Raw genomic sequence first — 19,783 nt, 5'->3', positions numbered from 1 at the left:
AACGCCCTGAGCTACTTCAAGCAGACGGTGCGTTCGCGCATCGGCGCGCTGGGGGTGCGGGCCGAGGGCATCTATGTGGGCGGCCTGGGCACATGGTTCCCGCGCGCGCGGCTCGAGTACCGGCACCAGTTCCAGGGCGCCGATAATGCGCGCCTGGCGTATGCCGACCTGGTGGCCGACGGTCCCGTGTACGTGATCCGCACGGTGCCGCAGCAGACGGGCAACTGGACGGCGGGGCTGGGCGTGAAATTGCTGCTGTCGAACGGCATGACCATCACGCTGGACTACAACAGCAATCTGAATATCGATAGCGGGCGTACCCAGTCGGTGATGTTCGGGATCGCCATGCCGCTCAGGTAATCAGTCGGCCTTCAGGCTAGCCCTGATCGTCGGCCCGGAGTCCATCCGGTCCGGCGATTTTTTTTGTCACAGCGTCCAGGGATGGTCTTCTGCGCCGGCGACGATGCCGCCCAGCACGGCCTGGTCGCGTTCGGCATGGCTTTGGCGCAGGAACACGGGCAGGTCGGCCGCCAGGCGCGCGAAGCGGGCGTCGCGGCACAGGGGGCCGGCGCCCAGCGCACGCGTGGCCAGGTGCAGCACCAGGGTGGCGGCATCTTCCACCGCCAGGCGCAGGCGCAGGGCCAGGGCCATCGCATCGCTTTGCGGGTGCCGGTCGATCTCGGCGGCGCCTTCGCGCAGCAGGGCGCCCACGGCGCGCAGCGCGCAGTCGATCTGCCCCAGTTGCGCCAGGCGGACGGGGTCGGGGGTGGCGTGCTGCGCGCGCGCATGCAGGTGGCTGGCGACGGCGCAGGCCGCGCCATACCAGGCGGCCGCGATGCCGGCGTTGCCGTGCCAGAAGCCGGGGCGGGCCAGGTACGCGCCCGGCGCGCCCACGGGAAAGGCGCGCGCGGCAGAAAAAGTCACGTCGACGCTGGCGCAGGCATGCATGCCGACGGCTTGCCAGCCTTCGTCCGTGACGTGCACGCCGGGCTGCGCCAAGGCCACCGAGGCGAGGCAGGCCTGGTGCTCGTCGTTCCAGCAACTGAGCAAGGCATGGCTGAGGCCCTGCGCCCCGGCACACCAGGCCTTGCGGCCGTCGAGCACATGGCGGCCATCGGCCGTCTGCCGCAAGCGGACGCGCGCGCCCGGCAGATCCGCGCACCAGACGCCCCAGCTGCTGCCGGCCGGCACGCTGGAGCCGCCGATCTCCGCCAGGATGGCGAGCGCATCGGTATGGCCTTCATACAGCTTGAGCAGGGAGAGGTCGACGGCGGCGATGGCGGCCAGCATTTGCCAGCGCTGCAGGGTGGCGCCGTGGCCGGGCGGGGGCAGCTGGTCCAGTCCCGCGTCGCGCAGCCGGCTTAAACCTTCGATGGGGTGGAAAGTGCCGTCCTGCGGCTGCAGCAGGGCATCCAGCGTGGCGTGGGAGGGCAGGGAGAAGGTATGCTTCGACATGGCAAGCTCCTGTTTTTTAACAGGATAGCTTTTTATTTTTGCAATGTCTGTTTGATTTTACACAGGCAGCCGCGAACGGCCACGATTCCATGACGTGGCCGCAGCAAATCATGCATTTACTTTTTCACGTAGTGCAAGTCCAGGACATACACGCCTTTTTTCGGGTCCAGCACTACCGAGTACAGGTCGTTGCCGCGCAAGGACAGGCCGCCGGGGACGCTTAGCGCCGGCTGCATGCCTTCATCCCACATGCACGATTCGCCATTGTCGACATTGACGCACCACTGCTGTATGTTGTCTCGCAGCACATATTGCACGCTGGTGCCGCTGCGCTGGAAGGTATAGGCCGGAACCGACGAGGTGATCTTGTCGACGCGTAAGCTTGTTGCCGCGGCATTTTCCGCCAGCTTGATCAGCATGTCGGCCGTACCGTCCGGCTTGCCGGTGATCTTCGCGCTCATGGCGTCCGTCGCGACCACGGGGCCGGAGCAATCGGCCTTGAAGTAAGTTTCGCCGGTCGGCGTCAGTTCCAGCGAACCGCTGCCGTCGCTCTTGAACGCGATGACGAGCACTTGACGGTCGTGATCGTCGCACGCGGATTGCCACGTGCCGATATACGCGGCCAGTGGCGAGGTGCTGCCGGAATCGCCGGCAAGCTGCTGTGTCGTGCTGCCGCCACCGCCACCGCAGCCGCTCAGGAGTGCCGCCGCCGAGCCGGCCAATACTGCCAATAGTTTTTTCATGCAGAGTCCTTTTTATCCGGCAGCGGTGCGTGCCGTAAACGCGGCCTCATTATAGAAGTCTTAATGGGCGGCAATTCTCACTGAATCTATCGCCGACTTGATTTAGATCATGTCGCGGCGATGCACTGAAATGGTTTGAGGGAATGATGGGAGGATGTGGTGTAACTGGTGCGCATTGCGCCGTTCACGCGGCGCAATGGCTGATTATCGGCTGATTTATTGTTTTACATAGTGCATATCGAGCACATAAGCACCGTCTTTTTCCATCACGGTAAACAATTCGTTACCGCGCAAATAAAAGCCGCCCTTGCCACTTACTGCCTGTTGTATGCCGGTATCCGCGATGTCCGTGGTGTCGCCACTGCCATCAGTGATGCGCCAATGGGGTTTGCCGTCGACCATCACCGTGGTGACGGCCGGGCCCGTAAACTGGATGGTGTGGGCTGGCAGCGACGATACGACCTTGTCGATGCGGATGTCCGAGGCCGGGCTGTCCGCTGCCAGCTTGAGCTGAATATTGCCAGTACCGTCTGGCGTTGCGGTAATTTTCTCGCTCGTCGTTTCCGTGAATTGCACGGGACCGCTGCAATCTGGAGTGCCGAAGGTTTCGTCGTAGGTCGACATTTCCAAGGCGCCGCTGCCATCGCTTTTGAGGGCCACGACGAGGCGCTGGCGCGCTTGGTCTTCACAAGCGGGTTGCCAAGTACCAACATAAGCGGCCAGTGCCGGTGGAGGCGGGGGCGCGACCACCACTGGCGGTACAGCTACGGCAACACTACCGCTGCTGCTGCCGTTACCACTATCGCTACCACCACCACCACCACCGCAGCCAGCCAATGCCACTGTGCCCGATACCATTAATACAGTCCAAATTTTTTTCATGCGTAATTCCTATAAATTATCAGCCGGCTGGAGGCCGTGCCGTATGCGCGGCGATATTATAAAGGAAATGCGTATCTTATTTTTATTGAAATCTGAAATTGGCTGCAATGCTTGTATTGAAAGTGCGGCCATTGAATGGCGGCGAGAAGAAACAGGCGGGCGCCGCACATAATCATGAATGAAGCATGTATTTATATGGCGGCATATAAAGAACGTTATTGCCATTGCGAATGCGGCGGGTGCAGATAGTACCGGCGCCTGAGAATGGCGCCGGCCGCCGCCAGAGATGGCCGGCTTAAAACTCTTCCCAGTCATCGCCTGCCGGTGCCTTGGCCGGCGCATGCTGCGCCGCGTGCGGCTTGGCAGCGGCCAGGCGCTGGGCCGGTGGCGCCGTCTTTTGCGGCGCGGCGCGCGGCGTTGCCACGGCTGCCGCCGGCGTTGCTGTCGGCGCCACCTGGCGCTGCTGCTCGCCCAGCTTGAACACGCTGACCACCTCGGCCAGGTGGCTGGCCTGGTCTTGCAGGCTTTCGGCGGCCGCCGCCGCTTCCTCGACCAGGGCCGCGTTTTGCTGCGTCACGCCATCCATTTGCGCCAGCGCCTGGTTGACCTGGGCGATGCCGTCGCTTTGCTCGGTGGTGGCGACGCTGATGTCGGCCATGATGGCGGTCACCTTGCGCACGCTGTCGACCACCTGCTCCATGGTGGCGCCCGCCTCATCGACGAGCTTGCTTCCGGCCGCCACCTTGCCCACGGAATCGTCGATCAGCAGCTTGATTTCCTTGGCCGCGGCGGCCGAGCGTTGCGCCAGGTTGCGCACTTCCGTGGCGACGACGGCGAAGCCGCGCCCCTGTTCGCCCGCGCGCGCCGCTTCCACGGCCGCGTTCAGGGCCAGGATATTCGTCTGGAAGGCGATGCCATCGATGACGGAAATGATGTCGACAATTTTATTGGACGAGTCATTGATCGACGTCATGGTCTCTATGACCTTGCCAACCACTTCGCCGCTCTTCTGTGCCACACTCGATGCGGAGGCGGCCAGTTGATTGGCCTGGCGCGCGTGGTCGGCGTTTTCCTTGACGGTACCCGTCAGCTCTTCCACCGAGGCGGCCGTTTCTTCCAGCGAACTGGCTTGCTGTTCCGTGCGGGCCGACAGGTCATTATTGCCTTGCGCAATTTCCGCGCTGGCGCGGGCCACGTTGTCGGCACTGGCTTGCACTTGCAGCAGCACGGCGTGGATTTTTTCCACGAAGGCGTTGAAGCCCTTGCCGATGACGGCCAGCTCGTCGGTGCCCTTGACTTCCAGCTTGACGCGCAGGTCGGCGTCGCCGCTGGACAGGTCCGTCATGGTGCGGCCCAGGGTGCGCAGCGGGCGCGTCAGCTGGTTGACGACGAGGATCAAAATGCCGGCCGTGGCCGCTGCGCACAGCAGGGCGACGATCAGCGTGTAGATCATCAGGTCGCGCGCCGAGGCGGTGGCCACGCTTTTCGGGAAGTTCAGCTCCACGCTCCACGGCGCGATATCGGGGTGGATCTGCAGCGGCTGCAGCAAATGGATATAGCCCTTGTCGTCCTCGTATTCATACGCCTGGCCCTGGCGCACCTTTTCCAGGCCGGCGGCCGGCACGTCGTCCGCCTTCTTGCCCAGCCGTTCAGGCACGGGGTGGCTGGCGTACAGGCCGCCGTTCGAGATCAGGGCCAGCTTGCCGCCCTCGATCACTTTCAGGCCGGCCAGGATTTTCGCCAGGCGCGTGAGCATGAAGTCGGCGCTGGCCGTGCCCTTGAAGCTGCCATCGATCATGATGGGCGCGACAAGCGAAGCCATCAGCACATCCTTGCCGTCGACGGGGTAGATGTACGGTTCCGTAAAGAAAGTCTTGCCCGTGCGCTTGGGCACGTCGTACCAGTCGTTGGCGCCCGGTTTCGGGTCGAAGACGATGGGTTCGACTTGCAGCTTGCCGCCGGCGCCCCGCGTCCAGTAGGGCATGAAGCGGCCGCTGGCGTCATAGTTCGGCTTTTGATTGGCAAATTCCGCATCCTTGCCGTCGAGCGCGTTCGCTTCCCACGTCACGGCCGCGCCCAGCAAGTCTTCCGAGCTGGTCAGCGTCGCCTTGGTCAGTTCGTTGATCTGCTCGCGCTGCAGGGGCAAATTCGCGCTTTTGGTGCCGCGCATGGCGCCGGCCAGGCTGGAGACGCTCGACAGGTTGCTGGCGATGCGCGCCTGCAGCGCGCCGGCCACTTCGCGTGCCGACGTGCGCGCCAGTTCCAGGGCGGCCGCTTCGGCGCTGGCGCTGCTCTTGTAGCCGATCACCGCCGCCGTGACGCCCAGGCTGAGGACGGCGAGCGCGGTGGCGGCGACGCAGATTTTACTGTTCAGTGATAGTTGCATGATGCTGTTCCTTGGTGGGGAGATGTATCGGTGTCTCGGGCGTCGCGGGTAGCGCGCCTAGAAAGTCTTGCTGATGGCCAGCACGAAGGTGGCCGCGGCCGGGTTCGAGGTGTCGAACCGGCCGGCCGCATCCGGGATGCCCAGGGTGTAATGGTCATAGGCGTCGGTGGCGCCCCAGGCGCGCGTGAGGGCGGCGCTGGCGCTCCAGCCGCCGTCGAAGGTTTTGGTGACGCCGGCCTTGGCGTCGCGCCAGTTCCACATGCCATTGCCCGTGCCCGCCACACGGCCATTGCCGGCGTGCAGGTTCAAGGTCCAGGCATGGCCCAGGTCGACATTCGCGCCCACGTCCAGGTAGCCCGTGCCGCGCGCATTGGTGATGCCGAAGAAGTCGCGCGTGACGGTGCGGTTGTACTTGGCGTACAGCATCTTGTAGCTGAGGCCCAGCGACAGCTCGCCATAGTCGTACTTGACACCAGTGGCGCGGTAGACGGCGCCCGGATACTTGTAGTAATACGCGAGCACGCTGTAGCCCAGTTCGCCCACCGTGCCGCCGTAGCCGCCGTACAGGTCCCATTCGACCGTGGCGTCCTGGATATAGCGGTCGCTGACGGTGGAAGCCCAGGTGCCGAGCGACCAGCCGCTGGGGTGCGCATAGTCGAGGCCCGCCTGCAGGGCTGGTTTGCCCCAGGTCTGGCGAAAGCCGCGCGAGATGTATTGCGAGGTCAGGCTGGCATTGGCGCTGAAGGTGGCGGCAGTGCTGTCCGCGGTCTGCGCCTGCACGGGCACGCTGGCCAGCAGGAAGACGCAGCCCAGCAGGGATGTTCGAGGAAAATGGCGGTACGATGGCATGGCAGTCGGCTCCGTATTTGCAGGCAGCGGCCGTCCAGGCGCGTTGCCCTGATGGTTGCGATAAAAATGCGGAAAGGACTTTATTGGGAGCAAGGCGATGCCGTCAGCATGCTCGCGCGAACATGCACACATTCTCACCAAACGTAACTGAAAGGATAGGGGGTGGGGCTAGTGGAAGTCAACAAAGTTGCGCTATGGAAATCGTAAGTTGTTGTTTCTCGGCACTTTTTCATGCGCCTGTTCGATTCCCGGTCTGCCACGGCTGGCTGCCTGTTGCAGGCGGGCCAGCAAGCCGGGCAGGGCCGCGTGCAAGGCCGGCAAGTCGGCCGCCGGCAGCTCGGCCTGCGTTTCCACCAAGCTAGATGGCTGGCCCCAGACGATCTTGGCGCTCAGCCGGGCGCTGGCGTCGAGTCCCGTGACGCTGACCAGCAGGGCGACTTCTTCCGGGGCATCCTCGGGCACGTCCTCGAGCAGGCAGGAAATGCCGAAGTGATAATCCTGGAAGGCGCTGGCCGTGCCGCTGGAAAAGGCGAAGACGGAGGCGAGCACCCGTGGCGCCGCGGCCGCCAGTGGCGGCAGGGCGGCGCGGAACAGGGGCAGCAAGTCGTTTTCCAGCTGGCGCACCAGCGGATGAGTATGGCTGAGGACGGTCATGTGCGGACGAAAGGAGTGGCGGCGCGCGATGGTAGCAGTTTTCGCCGCCGCCGGGGGCCGCCGTCAGGCGGCGTAGCGGCTGGCCATGCTGGTGATGGTGCTTTTCATCTGTTCGCGCAGCGCGGCCGGTGCCAGCACTTCCACGCCATCGCCCAGGCCCAGCAGCCACCATTGCAGTTCGCGCGTGTTGGGCACGGTGGCGCTCAGGTGCAGCGAGCCGTCCTCGCGTTCCTGCAATTGCTGATCCGTGCTCAGCGGCGTCTCGTACAGGTGTTCGCCGCTGCGGCGGGCAAACACGGCTTCGAGCAGCAGCGGTTCGCCATCGCGGATGCCCATGGCGCCTGAGGCGATATACGCGTCGATGTCGAAGCCGGGCTGTTCGCGCGCGGGCAGGTAGAGCATTTCCGCCTGCTGCACGCGGTGCAGGGCCAGGGTGCGCACATCGTTGTACCCGGCGAACAGGCATACCAGATAGAGCAACTGACCGCGTTGCACGATGGCCAGCGGATGGACGGCATCATAGCTGACGGGATTGTCGTTGTCGCGCTTCTTGTAGCTGAGCTTGAGCTGGCGGTTCTGCATCAGCGCTTCATACACGGTGCGCTGGCAAGCTTCGTCGATGACGGGCGCGAGCAGACGCTGCATGGGGGCGATGACGCGTATCTTGCCCAGCCAGGCGGACGAGTTGGCACGCTCGCTGGTGGCGCTCAGGGTCTGGCGCGCCGCGCTGAAATATGGCTGCATGCTGTCGAGGGTGGACGGCGGCAGCGCATGGCGCATGTGCTGTTCCATCAGGGCCAGGGTCAGCGCGGCAGGCGTCGACAGGCCCGGCATGTCCATGCGCGCCGCGTTTTCCATCCAGCACCAGCCAAACGGCTTGCTGTCGGCTGGGTTGGTCAGCGGAAAAATCTCGGCCAGGTCCAGCAAGTCGCGCTGGATGGTGCGCAGGCCGATGGCAAAGTCGATGGCCTTGAGCTTGTCGTGCAACTCGTTGGCGGTGATGGTGCGAGGCGCCGGAGGTATCAGGCGCAGCATTTGCCATTGGCGCATGATGGTGGAGGGACGGGGCGCGTGTTCAGACATGGTGGTTCCGTTCTATTGAATGGCAGGATGTGTACTGATGAGTACATAAGTTAACGAATGGTAACATTGATTCGATGACAATTACAGGGCGTCCAGCATGGCGGCCCTGACGCAATTGCGCCCCGCGTGCTTGGCCTGGTACAGCAGGCGGTCGGCGGCAGCGACCAGGGCGGCAGCGCCGGGCGCCTGGCGGCCGGGTGCGCACGCGACGGACGCCACGCCGAAGCTGGCCGTCGTCCCGATGTGCTGCACCAGGCCGGCGCGCAGGCGCTCGGCCAGGCGCACGCCGCCTGCCAGGTCCGTTTCAGGCAGGATCAGCAGGAACTCCTCGCCGCCGTGGCGGACCACGCTGTCGATGCCGCGGCGCGTGGCGTTGCCGAGCAGGGCAGCAAAGGTGCGCAGCACGTCATCGCCTGCGGCATGGCCGTGGGCGTCGTTGACGCGCTTGAAGTGATCGAGATCGCACAGGATGGCCGTCAGGCAAAGGCCATGGCGTCGTGAACGCGCAAGTTCGGCGCCCAGCAGGTGCTCATCGAGGTAGCGGCGGTTGTAGCAGCCGGTCAGGTGGTCGCGCATGGCTTGCTCGGTGAGCATGGCGTGCTGCAGGACGTGCGCGCGGCGCTGGCGCTGCTGGCCATGGCCGGCACAGAGGCCGGTCAGGTTGAGCAGCATCAAGGTGGCGGCGCTGCCGGCCTGGAGCTCGTCCTGCAGGCCGAGCCAGGCCAGGCTTGCCACGACGGCCAGGCCGGCGCCGCCCAGCAGGTGCCGCGTGATGCCCGCATAGGGTGCGGCGAGCAGGAGGCAAAAGGCGGTCGCGTGCCAGCCGGCGTCGGTTTCGCGCAGTGCATAGCAGAGCAGGAAGACGAGCAGGTCCAGCGCCAGCAGCGCGGTGCCGGAGGCGGCGCGGCCAGGCTGTGCGCCAGGCGGGCGCAAGGCGCGCAACAGCATGGCCAGGATGACCAGGCAGCAGGCCAGGGCCAGCGGCCAGCCGGCGGGCGGCAACAGCGCGGCGGCAAAGATGGCGCTGGCGCCGGCATGCAGGACCAGCAAGGGCCAGGCGTGCGTCCCGCAGGCGGAAGCCGGGCGCGGAGGCGCCGCTTCCTGTTGCGGATCGTGCAAGCGCGCCGGCAAGGGAGGCGGCGCCGGCTTGCGGATATCGTCAGTTGCATGGTGCAAATGCATGGAAACCTGTCGGATAGCGAATCGGGACCCCATTCTTGCCCGGCCCTGCGACAAGCCGCGACGCATCGCGCCGCCATGCTGCCTGTTGGATTGGTCCTACCAGTGGACCTTATTCGTCGCTGGTGACGCGCGTGCGCACGAAATCGATGTGGCCTTGCATGGCCGTGCGCGCTTCCTCGGGCTGGCTGGAGCAGATGGCCTCGCACAGCGTGCGGTGCTGCGACAGCAGCTGCAGCGAGGTGGCCTCGTCCTGCTGGCGCAAGCCCGTGCCATTGATGGTGATGTGTTCGCGCAGCATGCCGATGATGCTGGTGTGCAAGTGCAAGAACATGGTGTTGTGCGACGCTTGCGCGATGACTTCATGCAGCCGCGCGTCGGCTTGCGCCTCGCCGTGCTTGTCGTCGCTGGCGCGTGCCTGTTCCAGCTCGGCCAGCAGGGCCATGATCTGCGCGCGCTCGCCGCCGCTGGCCCGTTGCGCCGCAAAATAGGCCGTCGCCCCTTCCAGCACGCGGCGAAACTCCAGGATGTCGTCGCGCAGGGCGGGGTGGTCGGCCACCAGCTGGCTCCACGGCGACGCCATGCCGGTGCGCAATTGATCCGTCACGAAGACGCCGGCGCCGCGCCGGCTGCGCACCAGGCCCCGTGCCGCCAGCCGCTGCACCGCTTCGCGCACGGTATTGCGCGAGACCGCATATTGCTGCGCCAGCAGGCGTTCGGCCGGCAATTGCGCGCCCGCCGGCAAGCTGCCGTCCAGCAGGGCGGTTTCCAGCCTGCGCATCACCATCTCGACCCTGCCCCGCGTCTGCATGCCTGTCGCCATCGCTGTCTTCCGGTGTTGTTTTAAAGTGGTCCGAGCAATTTGAAGTGGTTCTCGGAAGCTGGAATTATGCGTGAACCAGTCATTCTTAACAACACACAGCGGCGCCGCAGCAACACACAGAGCGCCGGGGAGACACACTCATGCAGCCAGACCCGCGCCAGCCACGCCTTTACCCGCCCGCACCGCTCCAGGTGTACCTGTTCGCCACCTGCCTGGTCGACCTGTTCGTGCCGCAGGCGGGGCTCGACGCGGTGCGCCTGCTGGAGCGCGAAGGCTTGCTGGTGCACTATCCGCGCGGCCAGAGCTGCTGCGGCCAGCCTGCCTACAGCAGCGGCAACCCGGAGCAGGCGCGTGCCGTGGCGCGCGCCCAGCTCGACCTGTTTGCGCAGCCGTGGCCCGTGATCGTGCCGTCCGGTTCCTGTGCCGGCATGATGCGCCACCACTGGCCGCAACTGTTCCAGGACGACCCCGTGGCCGGCCCCAAGGCGCAAGAACTGGCCGGACGCGTGTATGAACTGAGCGAATTTCTCGTCTGCGTGCTCAAACTCGACCTGGCCAGCCTTTCTGGCGCCGGGCAGGCCGATGAAAACGTGGTGCTGCACACCTCGTGCGGCGCGCGCCGCGAAATGGGCACGCGCACCCACGGCGTGGCCCTGCTCGACGCCTTGCCCGGTGTGACGCGCATCGAACACCAGCGCGAATCGGAATGTTGCGGCTTCGGCGGCACGTTTTCACTAAAACATCCGGACATTTCCGGCGCCATGGTCAGCGACAAGATCGCCTCGGCCTGCGCCACGGACTGCGACCGGCTCGTCTCGGCCGACTGCGGCTGCCTGCTCAACATCGGCCACGCCGCGCAGCACCAGGGCGCGCCGCTGCCCGTCGAGCACCTGGCCAGCTTTTTGTGGCGCCGCACGGGAGGTGCGGCATGAGTACGGCATTGACTGCCCGCGAACGCATGCTGGGCCGGCTGCGCGCCGCCGCACCCTCCGCGCCCGAAGCGGTGGATACCATCGATACCGCCATCGACAATCACTACCAGGCCCGTCGCGCTGCCGCGCCGCTGCCGGCACGGCACAGGATAAGCGCCATACAGGCAGCCTTGCGCGCTGCGCACGCGCAGGTCGACTGCGTGAGCGTGGACGCCTGGCCGGCCCTGCTGGCGCAGCGCCTCGGTGAACACGGCGTGCGCCGTTTGCTGCTCGATGCCGGCAGCGCCGAAGGACAGGCCTTGCGCGCCGCCTTGCCGCAGGGCGTGGCAGCGCTGTCTTTTGAGCGTCCGCTGGCGCAGTGGAAGGGCGAATTGTTCGACACGGTCGACGCCGGGTTTACCGTCGCCCGTTCCGGCATCGCCACCACGGGCACGCTGGTCATCGCGCCCGACGCGGCCGCGCCGCGCACGGTGTCCCTGGCGCCGCCCCTGCACATCTGCCTCGTGTATGCGAGCAGCCTGCACGTGGACTTGCACGCGGCGGCGCGCGCCGAGCGCTGGTCGGACGGCATGCCGTCCAACCTGGTGCTGGTGTCGGGCCCCTCGAAAACGTCGGACATCCAGCAAACGCTCGCGTATGGCGCGCACGGCCCGCGCTGGCTGTGGGTATTGATCATCGACGACCTGTCAGCCCACGAAGGAGGCCAGCCATGAACGCCAAGCCCTTGCAATTTGTCAAACCTGCAGACTTTCACGCGCGCGCCCGCGCCGCGCTCGACGACCCGAAACTGCGCCAGAGCTTTCGCGGCGCCATGGATTTTTTGCAGGACAAGCGCACGGCGCAATTCCCCGACGGCGACGAGCTGGAACGCCTGCGCGACATCGGCGAAGCCGTGCGCCAGCACGCGCTGGCGCGCCTGCCCGACCTGCTGGTGCAGCTGGAAGACAAGCTGACGGCGGCCGGGGTGCAGGTGCACTGGGCCGAGGATGGCGAGCAGGCCAACGCCATCATCCACGCCATCGCGCAAAAGGCCCAGGCGACGCGCTTCATCAAGGGCAAGTCGATGGCCAGCGAGGAAATCGAGCTCAATCACTACCTGGAAGGGCGCGGCATGACGTGCCTGGAGTCGGACATGGGCGAGTACATCGTCCAGCTGGCCGGCGAAAAGCCGTCGCACATCGTCATGCCGGCGATTCACAAGACCAAGGCCGACATCGCCGGCCTGTTCGCCGAGCACATTCCCGACGCGCCCTACACGGAAGACGTCGACAGCCTGATCCAGACGGGCCGGCGTGCCCTGCGCCAGGCTTTCGTCGAGGCCGACATCGGCCTGTCGGGCGTGAACTTCGCGGCGGCCGACACGGGCACCCTGTGGCTGGTGGAAAACGAGGGCAATGGCCGCCTGACGACGTCCGTGCCGGAGGTGCACATCGCCATCATGGGCATGGAAAAGGTGGTCGCCAAGCTGGAACACATCGTGCCGCTGGCCAGCCTGCTGACGCGTTCTGCCACCGGACAGGCCATCACCACGTATTTCAACCTGATTTCCGGCCCGCGCCGCGCCGGCGAGCTCGATGGGCCGCGCGAAGTGCACCTGGTCTTGCTCGATAACGGCCGCAGCCAGGCTTACGCCGACGAGCAGCTGCGCGCCACCCTGCAATGCATACGCTGCGGCGCCTGCATGAACCACTGCCCCGTCTATACGCGCATCGGCGGCCACGCCTATGGCACCACGTATCCGGGGCCGATCGGCAAGATCATCTCGCCCCACTTGCTGGGGCTGGACGCGACGGCCGACCTGGCCACCGCGTCGAGCCTGTGCGGCGCCTGCGGCGAGGTGTGCCCCGTGCGCATCCCGATTCCGCAGCTGCTGGTGCGCCTGCGCACGGAGGCGAACCGCAATCCGGATGAACAGGTGGCGCATCCGCTGCGCGGCCAGGGGGCCAAGTTCAGCCGCGGCGAAAGCCTGATCTGGCGTTTCTGGAGCGGCGCCTTCGCGCGCCCCGCCAGCTACCGCCTGTTCCGCTGGGCCGCCACACGGCTGCGGATGCTGACGCCGCGCGCGCAGCTGGGCTGGACGCAGCACCGCAAGCCTTTACAACCGGCGCCGCGCAGCCTGGCCGACCTGCTCAACGCACGGGGGCAGGAAGAATAGCGACGCCCCGCCACACCGCAAAAAACACGCTGCACACAATTACATCAAAAGCCGTTTTTTCACTCAACCCGCATCCACCGGAGGAGACCCGACATGCAAACCTGGACCCAACTTTATACACCGCTCGGCAGCCTGTGGCTGTCGTCGCTGGCGGCAGCCGTGCCCATCATTTTCTTCTTCATCGCCCTGGCGGCGCTGCGCATCAAGGGGCACGTGGCGGCCGCCGTCACCCTGGCGCTGGCGCTGGCCGTGGCGATTTTCGCCTACGGCATGCCCGTGCCGCAGGCGCTCGCGGCGGCCGGCTACGGTTTTGCGTACGGTTTGTGGCCCATCGCGTGGATCATCGTCACGGCCGTCTTCCTGTATAAAATCGTCGTCAAGACGGGGCAGATCGAGATCATCCGCGCCTCCGTCTTGTCGGTGACGGACGACCAGCGCCTGCAGGTGCTCTTGATCGGCTTTGCTTTCGGCGCCTTCCTGGAAGGGGCGGCCGGTTTCGGCGCGCCCGTGGCGATCACGTCGGCGCTGCTGGTGGGCCTGGGCTTCAACCCGCTGTACGCGGCGGGCCTGTGCCTGATCGCCAATACGGCCCCCGTGGCCTTTGGCGCCATGGGCATTCCCATCATCGTGGCGGGCCAGGTGACGGGCATCGACCCCTTCCTGATCGGCGCGATGGCGGGCCGCCAGCTGCCGCTGCTGTCGCTGCTGGTGCCGTTCTGGCTGGTCTTCATGATGGATGGTTTCCGCGGCGTGCGCGAAGTGTGGCCGGCCGCGCTGGTGACGGGTTTGAGCTTTGCCGTCACCCAGTATTTCACTTCGAACCATATCGGCCCTGAACTGCCGGACATCACCTCGGCCCTCGTCAGCCTGGTGTCGCTGACCCTGTTCCTGAAAGTGTGGCAGCCGAAGAATGCGAAAGTGGCCCATGCCGTCGGCGGCGGCACGGCTGCGCTGTCCGGTTTTGGCGGCGCGGGCGGTGCTGCGGACCTGCGCGGCGGCGGCAACCGCGCCGCTTCGCCCTACACGACGGCGCAGACCATGCGCGCCTGGGCGCCGTTCGGCCTGCTGACGGCCATCGTCACCGTATGGAGCCTGCCCGGCTTCAAGGCCCTGTTTGCCGCCGGCGGCGCCTTGTCTGGCCTGGTCATCAAGATCCACGTGCCCTATCTCGATAAGCTGGTGATGAAGACGATGCCCATCGTGGCGGAGCCGAAGGCGTATGACGCCGTGTTCAAGCTCGATCTGCTGTCGGCCGTGGGCACGGCGATCTTGCTGACGGCCGTGCTGTCGATGCTGATGCTGCGCATGAAGCCGCGCGATGGCGTGAAGGCCTTCGTGGAAACCGTGGTGGAATTGCGCCGTCCCGTGCTGTCGATCGGCCTGGTGCTGGCGTTTGCCTTTGTTGCCAATTACTCGGGCATGTCGTCCACCCTGGCCCTGCTGCTGGCCGGCAGCGGCGCCGCCTTCCCGTTCTTCTCGCCATTCCTGGGCTGGCTGGGTGTCTTCCTGACGGGGTCCGACACCTCGTCGAATGCCCTGTTCTGTTCACTGCAAAACACCACGGCGCACCAGATCGGCGTGTCCGACACCTTGATGGTGGCGGCCAATACGACGGGCGGCGTGACGGCGAAGATGATCTCGCCCCAGTCGATCGCCGTCGCCTGCGCGGCAACGGGCCTGGTTGGCAAGGAATCGGACTTGTTCCGCTTCACCTTGAAGCACAGCCTGTTGTTTGCCGTCATCATCGGCATCATCACCATGCTGCAGGCGTACGTGTTCACCGGCATGATTCCGCATTGAGCGGTCCGTAGAAGTACGTAGTAAAACTAGATGAATTGATAGTAAAACGTGCAGAGGGTCATGAAAATGACCTGATGCACTGCAGCATCGTGGCGCTTCCCGGCGTCATGCCGGGCGGCCGCCTGCTGCCGCTTACCCATCCTGTGCTCAAGCGCGGGGCGAGCAGGATGGGGCTGGCGATGGTCTTGCTGGCGCTGCTTACTTCTTGCTCAACATTAACGGCTCAGGCCGCTCATCCAGCTTGGCTGCGGGTTGGCACGGGCCAGTTCGCGCATGCGGTATTCCAGATCGTAACGGTCGGTCGATTCGGCCAGATAGGCTTCTTCGTAAGCGCGTTCGCGGCGGTCGCTGCTTTGGTTCAGCCAGGCGCCAAGACGTTTGGCGGCGTGCACCAGGGTGGCGACGATATTGCTGCTTTGCGTGGTGTGGTAGGTAAATGCGGTAGACATGGCAGACTCCTTGTGTGGCGTGCCGCGTTGTGCTGCACTGCAACACAAGTATACCAATTCCAAGTTATAAGGCTACTTTTGATTTCAAATGTCAGCTATTCATTTTTGAGATAACTGGCGGGAAAGCTGCGCAATACGGGGCTTTAAGGCATAATGCCGGCGCAGTATCGTAGTTTTACTACAAGACTGTTTTGTCCTGGATGTTGTTTTCAAACGCAGCCCGCAGGCGTGCCGCGCCCACAAGACATCGTTCTGACGAGAAACGGTCGGCCGTGCGCCTGCCGCGCGCAAGATTGCCATGCCTGCCCCCGTATCGCTGATGGCAGTCATGGCCCACGCTGATATCTGCGTGGCGCTTGCGCGTCCTGGTGCTGCCTGGATGGAAACGTTTCCATGCCTGGCAAGATCAACTTGGAATTGAAAAATGGAGAAGGTATGGAATACGTAAAGCAAGGCCAGGGCGTCCAGTCCGCGCAGGCCGGCACGCAAAACAATACAGGCGCCCTGATCATTGTCACGGTGCTGTTTTTCATGTGGGGACTGCTGACCTCGCTCAATGATGTGCTGATTCCCCATCTGCGCTCGATCTACACCTTGACCTATGTCCAGGCGATGCTGGTGCAGTTCTGCTTCTTTGGCGCCTACGCCATCGTCTCGCTGCCCGCCGGCATGCTGATCAAGAAAATCGGCTACCAGCGCGGCGTCGTTGCCGGCCTGCTGATCGCGGCGGCCGGCTGCGCCATGTTCTACCCGGCGTCCACCGGCAGCTATGCGCTGTTCCTGCTGTCCTTCTTCATCCTGGCGGCCGGCATCACCGTGCTGCAGGTGGCGGCCAACCCGTACGTGACGGAACTGGGCGACCCGCAGACGGCGTCGAGCCGTCTGACCCTGACCCAGGCCTTCAATGCGCTGGGCACCACCGTGGCACCGGCCCTGGGCGGCATGCTGATTTTGTCCGGCACCGTGCTGACGGTGCAGCAGTTCGACCTGCTGCCGGCGGCCGAGCAACTGGCCTACCGCGCCAAGGAAGCCGCTTCCGTGCAGGGCCCGTATCTGGTGCTGGCCGCCACCCTGGTGATCCTGGCCGTGCTGTTCGCGCTGGCCAAGCTGCCGAAGATTTCGCATGCGGACGATGCGGCCGCCCTGGCGCAGGATGGCCACAAGGTCTCGATCTGGTCGCACCGCCACCTGGTGCTGGGCGCGCTGGCCATCTTCCTGTACGTGGGCGGAGAAGTGAGCATCGGCAGCTTCCTGATCAACTTCCTGGGCGAGAGCCATATCGCGGGCCTCAGCCACGCCGACGCCGCCTATTTCGTCAGCTATTACTGGGGCGGCGCCATGCTGGGCCGCTTCGTCGGCTTTGCCGTGATGCGCTATGTCAGCCCGGGCAAGACGCTGGCCTTCAACGCCGCCGTCGTCATCGCGCTGATCCTTGTCGCCGTGTTCTCCAGCGGTCATACGGCCATGTGGGCATTGATCGCCGTCGGCCTGTTCAACTCCATCATGTTCCCGACCATCTTCAGCATGGCTCTGAACAAGCTGGGCGCGCAAACGGGCCAAGGTTCGGGCATCCTGTGCATGGCCATCGTCGGCGGCGCCATCGTGCCGTTCATCCAGGGCTTCCTGGCCGACCATATCAACCTGCAGCTGTCCTTCCTCGTGCCGGCCCTGTGCTACACCTTCATTTTGTACTTCGGCTGGAAATACGCCAGCATGTACAACGACGACGCCAAATAAGCCGCGCTGTCGCGATCAAGCAAAAGGGTGGCCTCGGCCACCCTTTTTTTACGTCAGTGCGTGCGTCAGTGCGCGAATTGCGTGCCCAGCACGTCCTGGCACACTTCGAGCCAGGCGCGCGCCGCGTGCGACAGATAGCGCCCGCTCCAGACGTGCGCCACCTGCCATGCCACTTCCGGCTCGACGATGCGCACCGTCTCCAACGGTTCGCCGGCCAGGCGGTGGATGAACGGCTCGGGCAGCAGGGCCACGCCCAGGCCCGCTGAGGCCATCGCCACCAGCCAGTCCCACTGGCCGCTCTGTGCCGCGATGGTTGGCGCGAAGCCGGCCTGCGCGAAATGCTGGCGCAGGCTGCGCGTGAGCGCGAAGTCATCTTTCAATAACACCAGCGGCAAGTCTGCCAGCGCCTTGAAGGGCAGTGTCGTGCGGTTTTTCTGGAACGTGCCCGGTTCGGCCAGGGCCCAGATCGGGTAGCTGGCCACTTCCACGGCCACGAGGTCGAGTTCCGGGTCGGCCGGCAGCACCGTCATGCCGATTTCCAGCTCGCCGGCCGCCACCTTGCGCTCGATCTGCTGGCCCGTGTCTTCCTGCAGGGTCAGGCTGATGTGCGGATGGCGCGCTCGAAAGGCCTTTAATACGGGCGTAAACAGCACATTGATCATGGGCGGGATGCCCACCGTCAGGCTGCCGCGCTGCAAGGCCTGGGTGTCGCGCACTTCCAGGGTCAGCTGGCGCATGTTTGCCAGCATTTCCTGGCCGTGCTGGTAGACGATGCGGCCCGTGTCCGTCAGGGTCAGCTTGCGCCCATCGCGCACCAGCAGCTGCGCGCCCACCTCGTCTTCCAGCTGGCGCACCATCTTGCTGATGGTCGACTGGGTCAGGTGCAGCGATTCGGCCGCCTGCGTAAAGCTCGACAGGCGCACGGTTTCGACGAAATAGCGCAGGGAACGGATATCCAAGAGGGTGCTCGGCAGTGGCGCGGCATGAAAATATCGACTGGATGTGGCGAAATTAATTCATGCCATGCATATGGCCGGGATTTTATACTGAATCCACTTATGGGGTTGGTGTATGACAGCCATCCAGTTTGAGAATATTAAGAATATCAGGAGCATCACGATGTACGAGGACCGTATCCGCCACCCAGGCCTGCTCAGCAAAATCATGAGCGCCGATGAGGCAGCCAAATTGTTCCACAACGGCATGCGTGTCGGCATGAGCGGCTTTACCCGTGCTGGCGACGCCAAGGCCCTGCCGCGCGCACTGGCCGAGCGCGCTTTGCAAGATCCGCTGAGCCTGACCCTGATCACGGGCGCTTCGCTGGGCAACGGCAGCGACGGCCTGATGGCCGAAGCGGGCGTGCTGGCGCGCCGCATGCCGTTCCAGGTCGACCCGGTTCTGCGCGGCAAGATCAACAACGGCGAAGTCATGTTCATCGACCAGCATCTGTCGGAAACGGCCGAGCAGTTGCGTTCGGGTAACCTCGCTGCCGTCGATATCGCCGTCATCGAAGCGACGGCCATCACGGCGGCCGGCGCCATCATCCCGACCATGTCGGTGGGCAACTCCGCCGCGTTCGCCCAGCAGGCAACGCAGGTGATCGTTGAAATCAACCTGTCCACGCCGCTGGCGCTGGAAGGCTTGCACGACATTTATATTCCGCACACCCTGCCGGGCCGCGAACCGATACCCCTCACGCGCGTGGACCAGCGCCTGGGCAGCACGGCCATTGCCATCGATCCGGCCCGCATCGCCGCCATCGTCATCACGGACAGCCCCGACAGCCCGTCGAACGCCTTGCCGCCCGACGCGGAAACGCAGGCGATCGCCGGCCACGTGATCGCTTTCCTCGAAGGCGAAGTGGCGGCCGGGCGCATGGGGCCGGAATTGCTGCCCCTGCAGGCGGGCATCGGCACCATCGCCAACGCCGTGCTGCATGGGCTGATCGGTTCGCCCTTCCAGAACATGACGATGTATTCGGAAGTACTGCAGGACAGCGCCATCGAGTTGCTCGACTCGGGCCAGCTGGCGTTTGCCTCGGCCTCGTCGATCACCCTGTCGGCTGCCGTGCATCAAAAGCTGATGGACAATATCGACCATTACCGCTCGAAAATCGTGCTGCGCCCGCAAGAGATCAGCAACCACCCGGAAATCGTGCGCCGCCTGGGCATCATCGCCCTGAACACGGCGCTCGAGTTCGATATCTACGGCAACGTCAATTCCACGCACGTGTGCGGCACGCATATGATGAACGGCATCGGCGGCTCGGGCGACTTTGCGCGCAACGGGCAAGTGTCGATGTTCGTGTCGAAATCGGCGGCCAAGGGCGGGCGCATCTCCAGCGTCGTGCCGATGGTGTCGCATGTGGACCATACGGAACACGACGTCGACGTGCTGGTGACGGAGTGGGGCTATGCGGACTTGCGCGGCCTGGCGCCGCGCGAACGGGCGCCGCTGATCATCGAGCGCTGTACGCATCCCGACTACCGTGAGCAATTGCGCGCGTATTACGACGCGGCATGCCAACGCGGCGGCCATACGCCGCACCTCCTGGAACAGGCGCTGTCGTGGCATACGCGCTATCAGGAAACGCAGAGCATGCTGGCAGCGCAGTAAGTTTGCGTCAGCGCAAACACAGGGCAGGGCGGTGCAGCAC

At 64.9% G+C, this 19,783-nt stretch carries 18 protein-coding genes; 7 read left to right on the top strand and 11 right to left on the bottom strand.

The window, feature by feature from the left end; translation table 11 throughout:
- The coding region (locus IGS61_RS25870) for an autotransporter domain-containing protein (protein WP_230542206.1) at positions 1–360 on the top strand (360 nt) is incomplete at its 5' end.
- Positions 361–426: 66 nt separating this feature from the next.
- Here IGS61_RS25870 and IGS61_RS25865 read toward each other — a convergent pair.
- From IGS61_RS25865 to IGS61_RS25825, 9 genes are all read right to left on the bottom strand, one after another.
- Entirely contained in the window at positions 427–1,455 is a 1,029-nt protein-coding gene (locus IGS61_RS25865) for an acyl-CoA dehydrogenase (RefSeq protein ID WP_230542205.1), read from the bottom strand.
- A gap of 116 nt (positions 1,456–1,571) precedes the next feature.
- Positions 1,572–2,198: a hypothetical protein gene (locus IGS61_RS25860; RefSeq protein WP_230542204.1), complete on the bottom strand. Its 627-nt coding sequence runs from the start codon at positions 2,196–2,198 to the stop codon at positions 1,572–1,574.
- Between the two features lie 216 nt (positions 2,199–2,414).
- Positions 2,415–3,080: a hypothetical protein gene (locus IGS61_RS25855; RefSeq protein WP_230542203.1), complete on the bottom strand. Its 666-nt coding sequence runs from the start codon at positions 3,078–3,080 to the stop codon at positions 2,415–2,417.
- Between the two features lie 295 nt (positions 3,081–3,375).
- On the bottom strand, positions 3,376–5,466 hold the full coding sequence (locus IGS61_RS25850; RefSeq protein ID WP_230542202.1) for a methyl-accepting chemotaxis protein: 2,091 nt from the start codon (positions 5,464–5,466) through the stop codon (positions 3,376–3,378).
- A gap of 57 nt (positions 5,467–5,523) precedes the next feature.
- A complete protein-coding gene (locus tag IGS61_RS25845; RefSeq protein WP_230542201.1) occupies positions 5,524–6,315 on the bottom strand; it encodes a TorF family putative porin in 792 nt (263 codons plus the stop codon).
- A 192-nt stretch (positions 6,316–6,507) separates the two neighbouring features.
- A complete protein-coding gene (locus tag IGS61_RS25840) occupies positions 6,508–6,969 on the bottom strand; it encodes a hypothetical protein (protein ID WP_230542200.1) in 462 nt (153 codons plus the stop codon).
- A 63-nt stretch (positions 6,970–7,032) separates the two neighbouring features.
- Positions 7,033–8,052, bottom strand: coding sequence for a helix-turn-helix transcriptional regulator (locus IGS61_RS25835; protein WP_230542199.1), 1,020 nt, complete (start codon positions 8,050–8,052; stop codon positions 7,033–7,035).
- 81 nt (positions 8,053–8,133) lie between these two features.
- Positions 8,134–9,234 (bottom strand): GGDEF domain-containing protein, encoded by a 1,101-nt coding sequence (locus IGS61_RS25830; RefSeq protein ID WP_230542198.1) that lies wholly within the window; start codon positions 9,232–9,234, stop codon positions 8,134–8,136.
- 109 nt (positions 9,235–9,343) lie between these two features.
- Positions 9,344–10,054, bottom strand: a complete 711-nt coding sequence (locus IGS61_RS25825) for a FadR/GntR family transcriptional regulator (RefSeq protein ID WP_230542197.1) — start codon at positions 10,052–10,054, stop codon at positions 9,344–9,346.
- Positions 10,055–10,194: 140 nt separating this feature from the next.
- Between IGS61_RS25825 and IGS61_RS25820 the strand changes: the two genes are divergently transcribed.
- The 4 genes from IGS61_RS25820 to IGS61_RS25805 all read left to right on the top strand — a co-directional run bounded on the left by IGS61_RS25820 (position 10,195) and on the right by IGS61_RS25805 (position 14,941).
- Positions 10,195–10,986 (top strand): (Fe-S)-binding protein, encoded by a 792-nt coding sequence (locus tag IGS61_RS25820; protein ID WP_230542196.1) that lies wholly within the window; start codon positions 10,195–10,197, stop codon positions 10,984–10,986.
- Entirely contained in the window at positions 10,983–11,699 is a 717-nt protein-coding gene (locus IGS61_RS25815) for a LutC/YkgG family protein (protein WP_230542195.1), read from the top strand. The genes IGS61_RS25820 and IGS61_RS25815 overlap by 4 nt, the downstream gene beginning before the upstream one ends.
- Positions 11,696–13,141 carry a LutB/LldF family L-lactate oxidation iron-sulfur protein gene (locus tag IGS61_RS25810; protein ID WP_230542194.1) on the top strand — a complete coding sequence of 482 codons (1,446 nt, stop codon included), beginning with the start codon at positions 11,696–11,698 and terminating at the stop codon, positions 13,139–13,141. The genes IGS61_RS25815 and IGS61_RS25810 overlap by 4 nt, the downstream gene beginning before the upstream one ends.
- Before the next feature lie 93 nt (positions 13,142–13,234).
- The gene (locus IGS61_RS25805) at positions 13,235–14,941 is read left to right on the top strand and encodes a lactate permease LctP family transporter (protein WP_230542193.1); all 1,707 of its coding nucleotides are present in this window, start codon (positions 13,235–13,237) and stop codon (positions 14,939–14,941) included.
- A 215-nt stretch (positions 14,942–15,156) separates the two neighbouring features.
- Here the strand turns inward: IGS61_RS25805 and IGS61_RS25800 are convergent, their stop codons facing one another.
- Positions 15,157–15,390 (bottom strand): DUF3563 family protein, encoded by a 234-nt coding sequence (locus IGS61_RS25800; RefSeq protein ID WP_230542192.1) that lies wholly within the window; start codon positions 15,388–15,390, stop codon positions 15,157–15,159.
- A gap of 435 nt (positions 15,391–15,825) precedes the next feature.
- On the opposite strand from IGS61_RS25800, the gene fucP reads away from it, so the two are divergent.
- Entirely contained in the window at positions 15,826–17,127 is a 1,302-nt protein-coding gene (gene fucP, locus IGS61_RS25795; protein ID WP_230542191.1) for an L-fucose:H+ symporter permease, read from the top strand.
- A gap of 65 nt (positions 17,128–17,192) precedes the next feature.
- Here the strand turns inward: fucP and IGS61_RS25790 are convergent, their stop codons facing one another.
- Positions 17,193–18,086: a LysR substrate-binding domain-containing protein gene (locus IGS61_RS25790; protein ID WP_230542190.1), complete on the bottom strand. Its 894-nt coding sequence runs from the start codon at positions 18,084–18,086 to the stop codon at positions 17,193–17,195.
- A 160-nt stretch (positions 18,087–18,246) separates the two neighbouring features.
- Here IGS61_RS25790 and IGS61_RS25785 point away from each other — a divergent pair, with 160 nt between their 5' ends.
- Entirely contained in the window at positions 18,247–19,743 is a 1,497-nt protein-coding gene (locus tag IGS61_RS25785) for an acetyl-CoA hydrolase/transferase family protein (protein ID WP_230542189.1), read from the top strand.
- Positions 19,744–19,783: the final 40 nt, after the last annotated feature.

Source organism: Janthinobacterium sp. FW305-129 (genome assembly GCF_020858115.1).
Lineage (GTDB): Bacteria > Pseudomonadota > Gammaproteobacteria > Burkholderiales > Burkholderiaceae_D > Janthinobacterium.
This window is presented reverse-complemented; position numbering and strand designations above follow the sequence as displayed.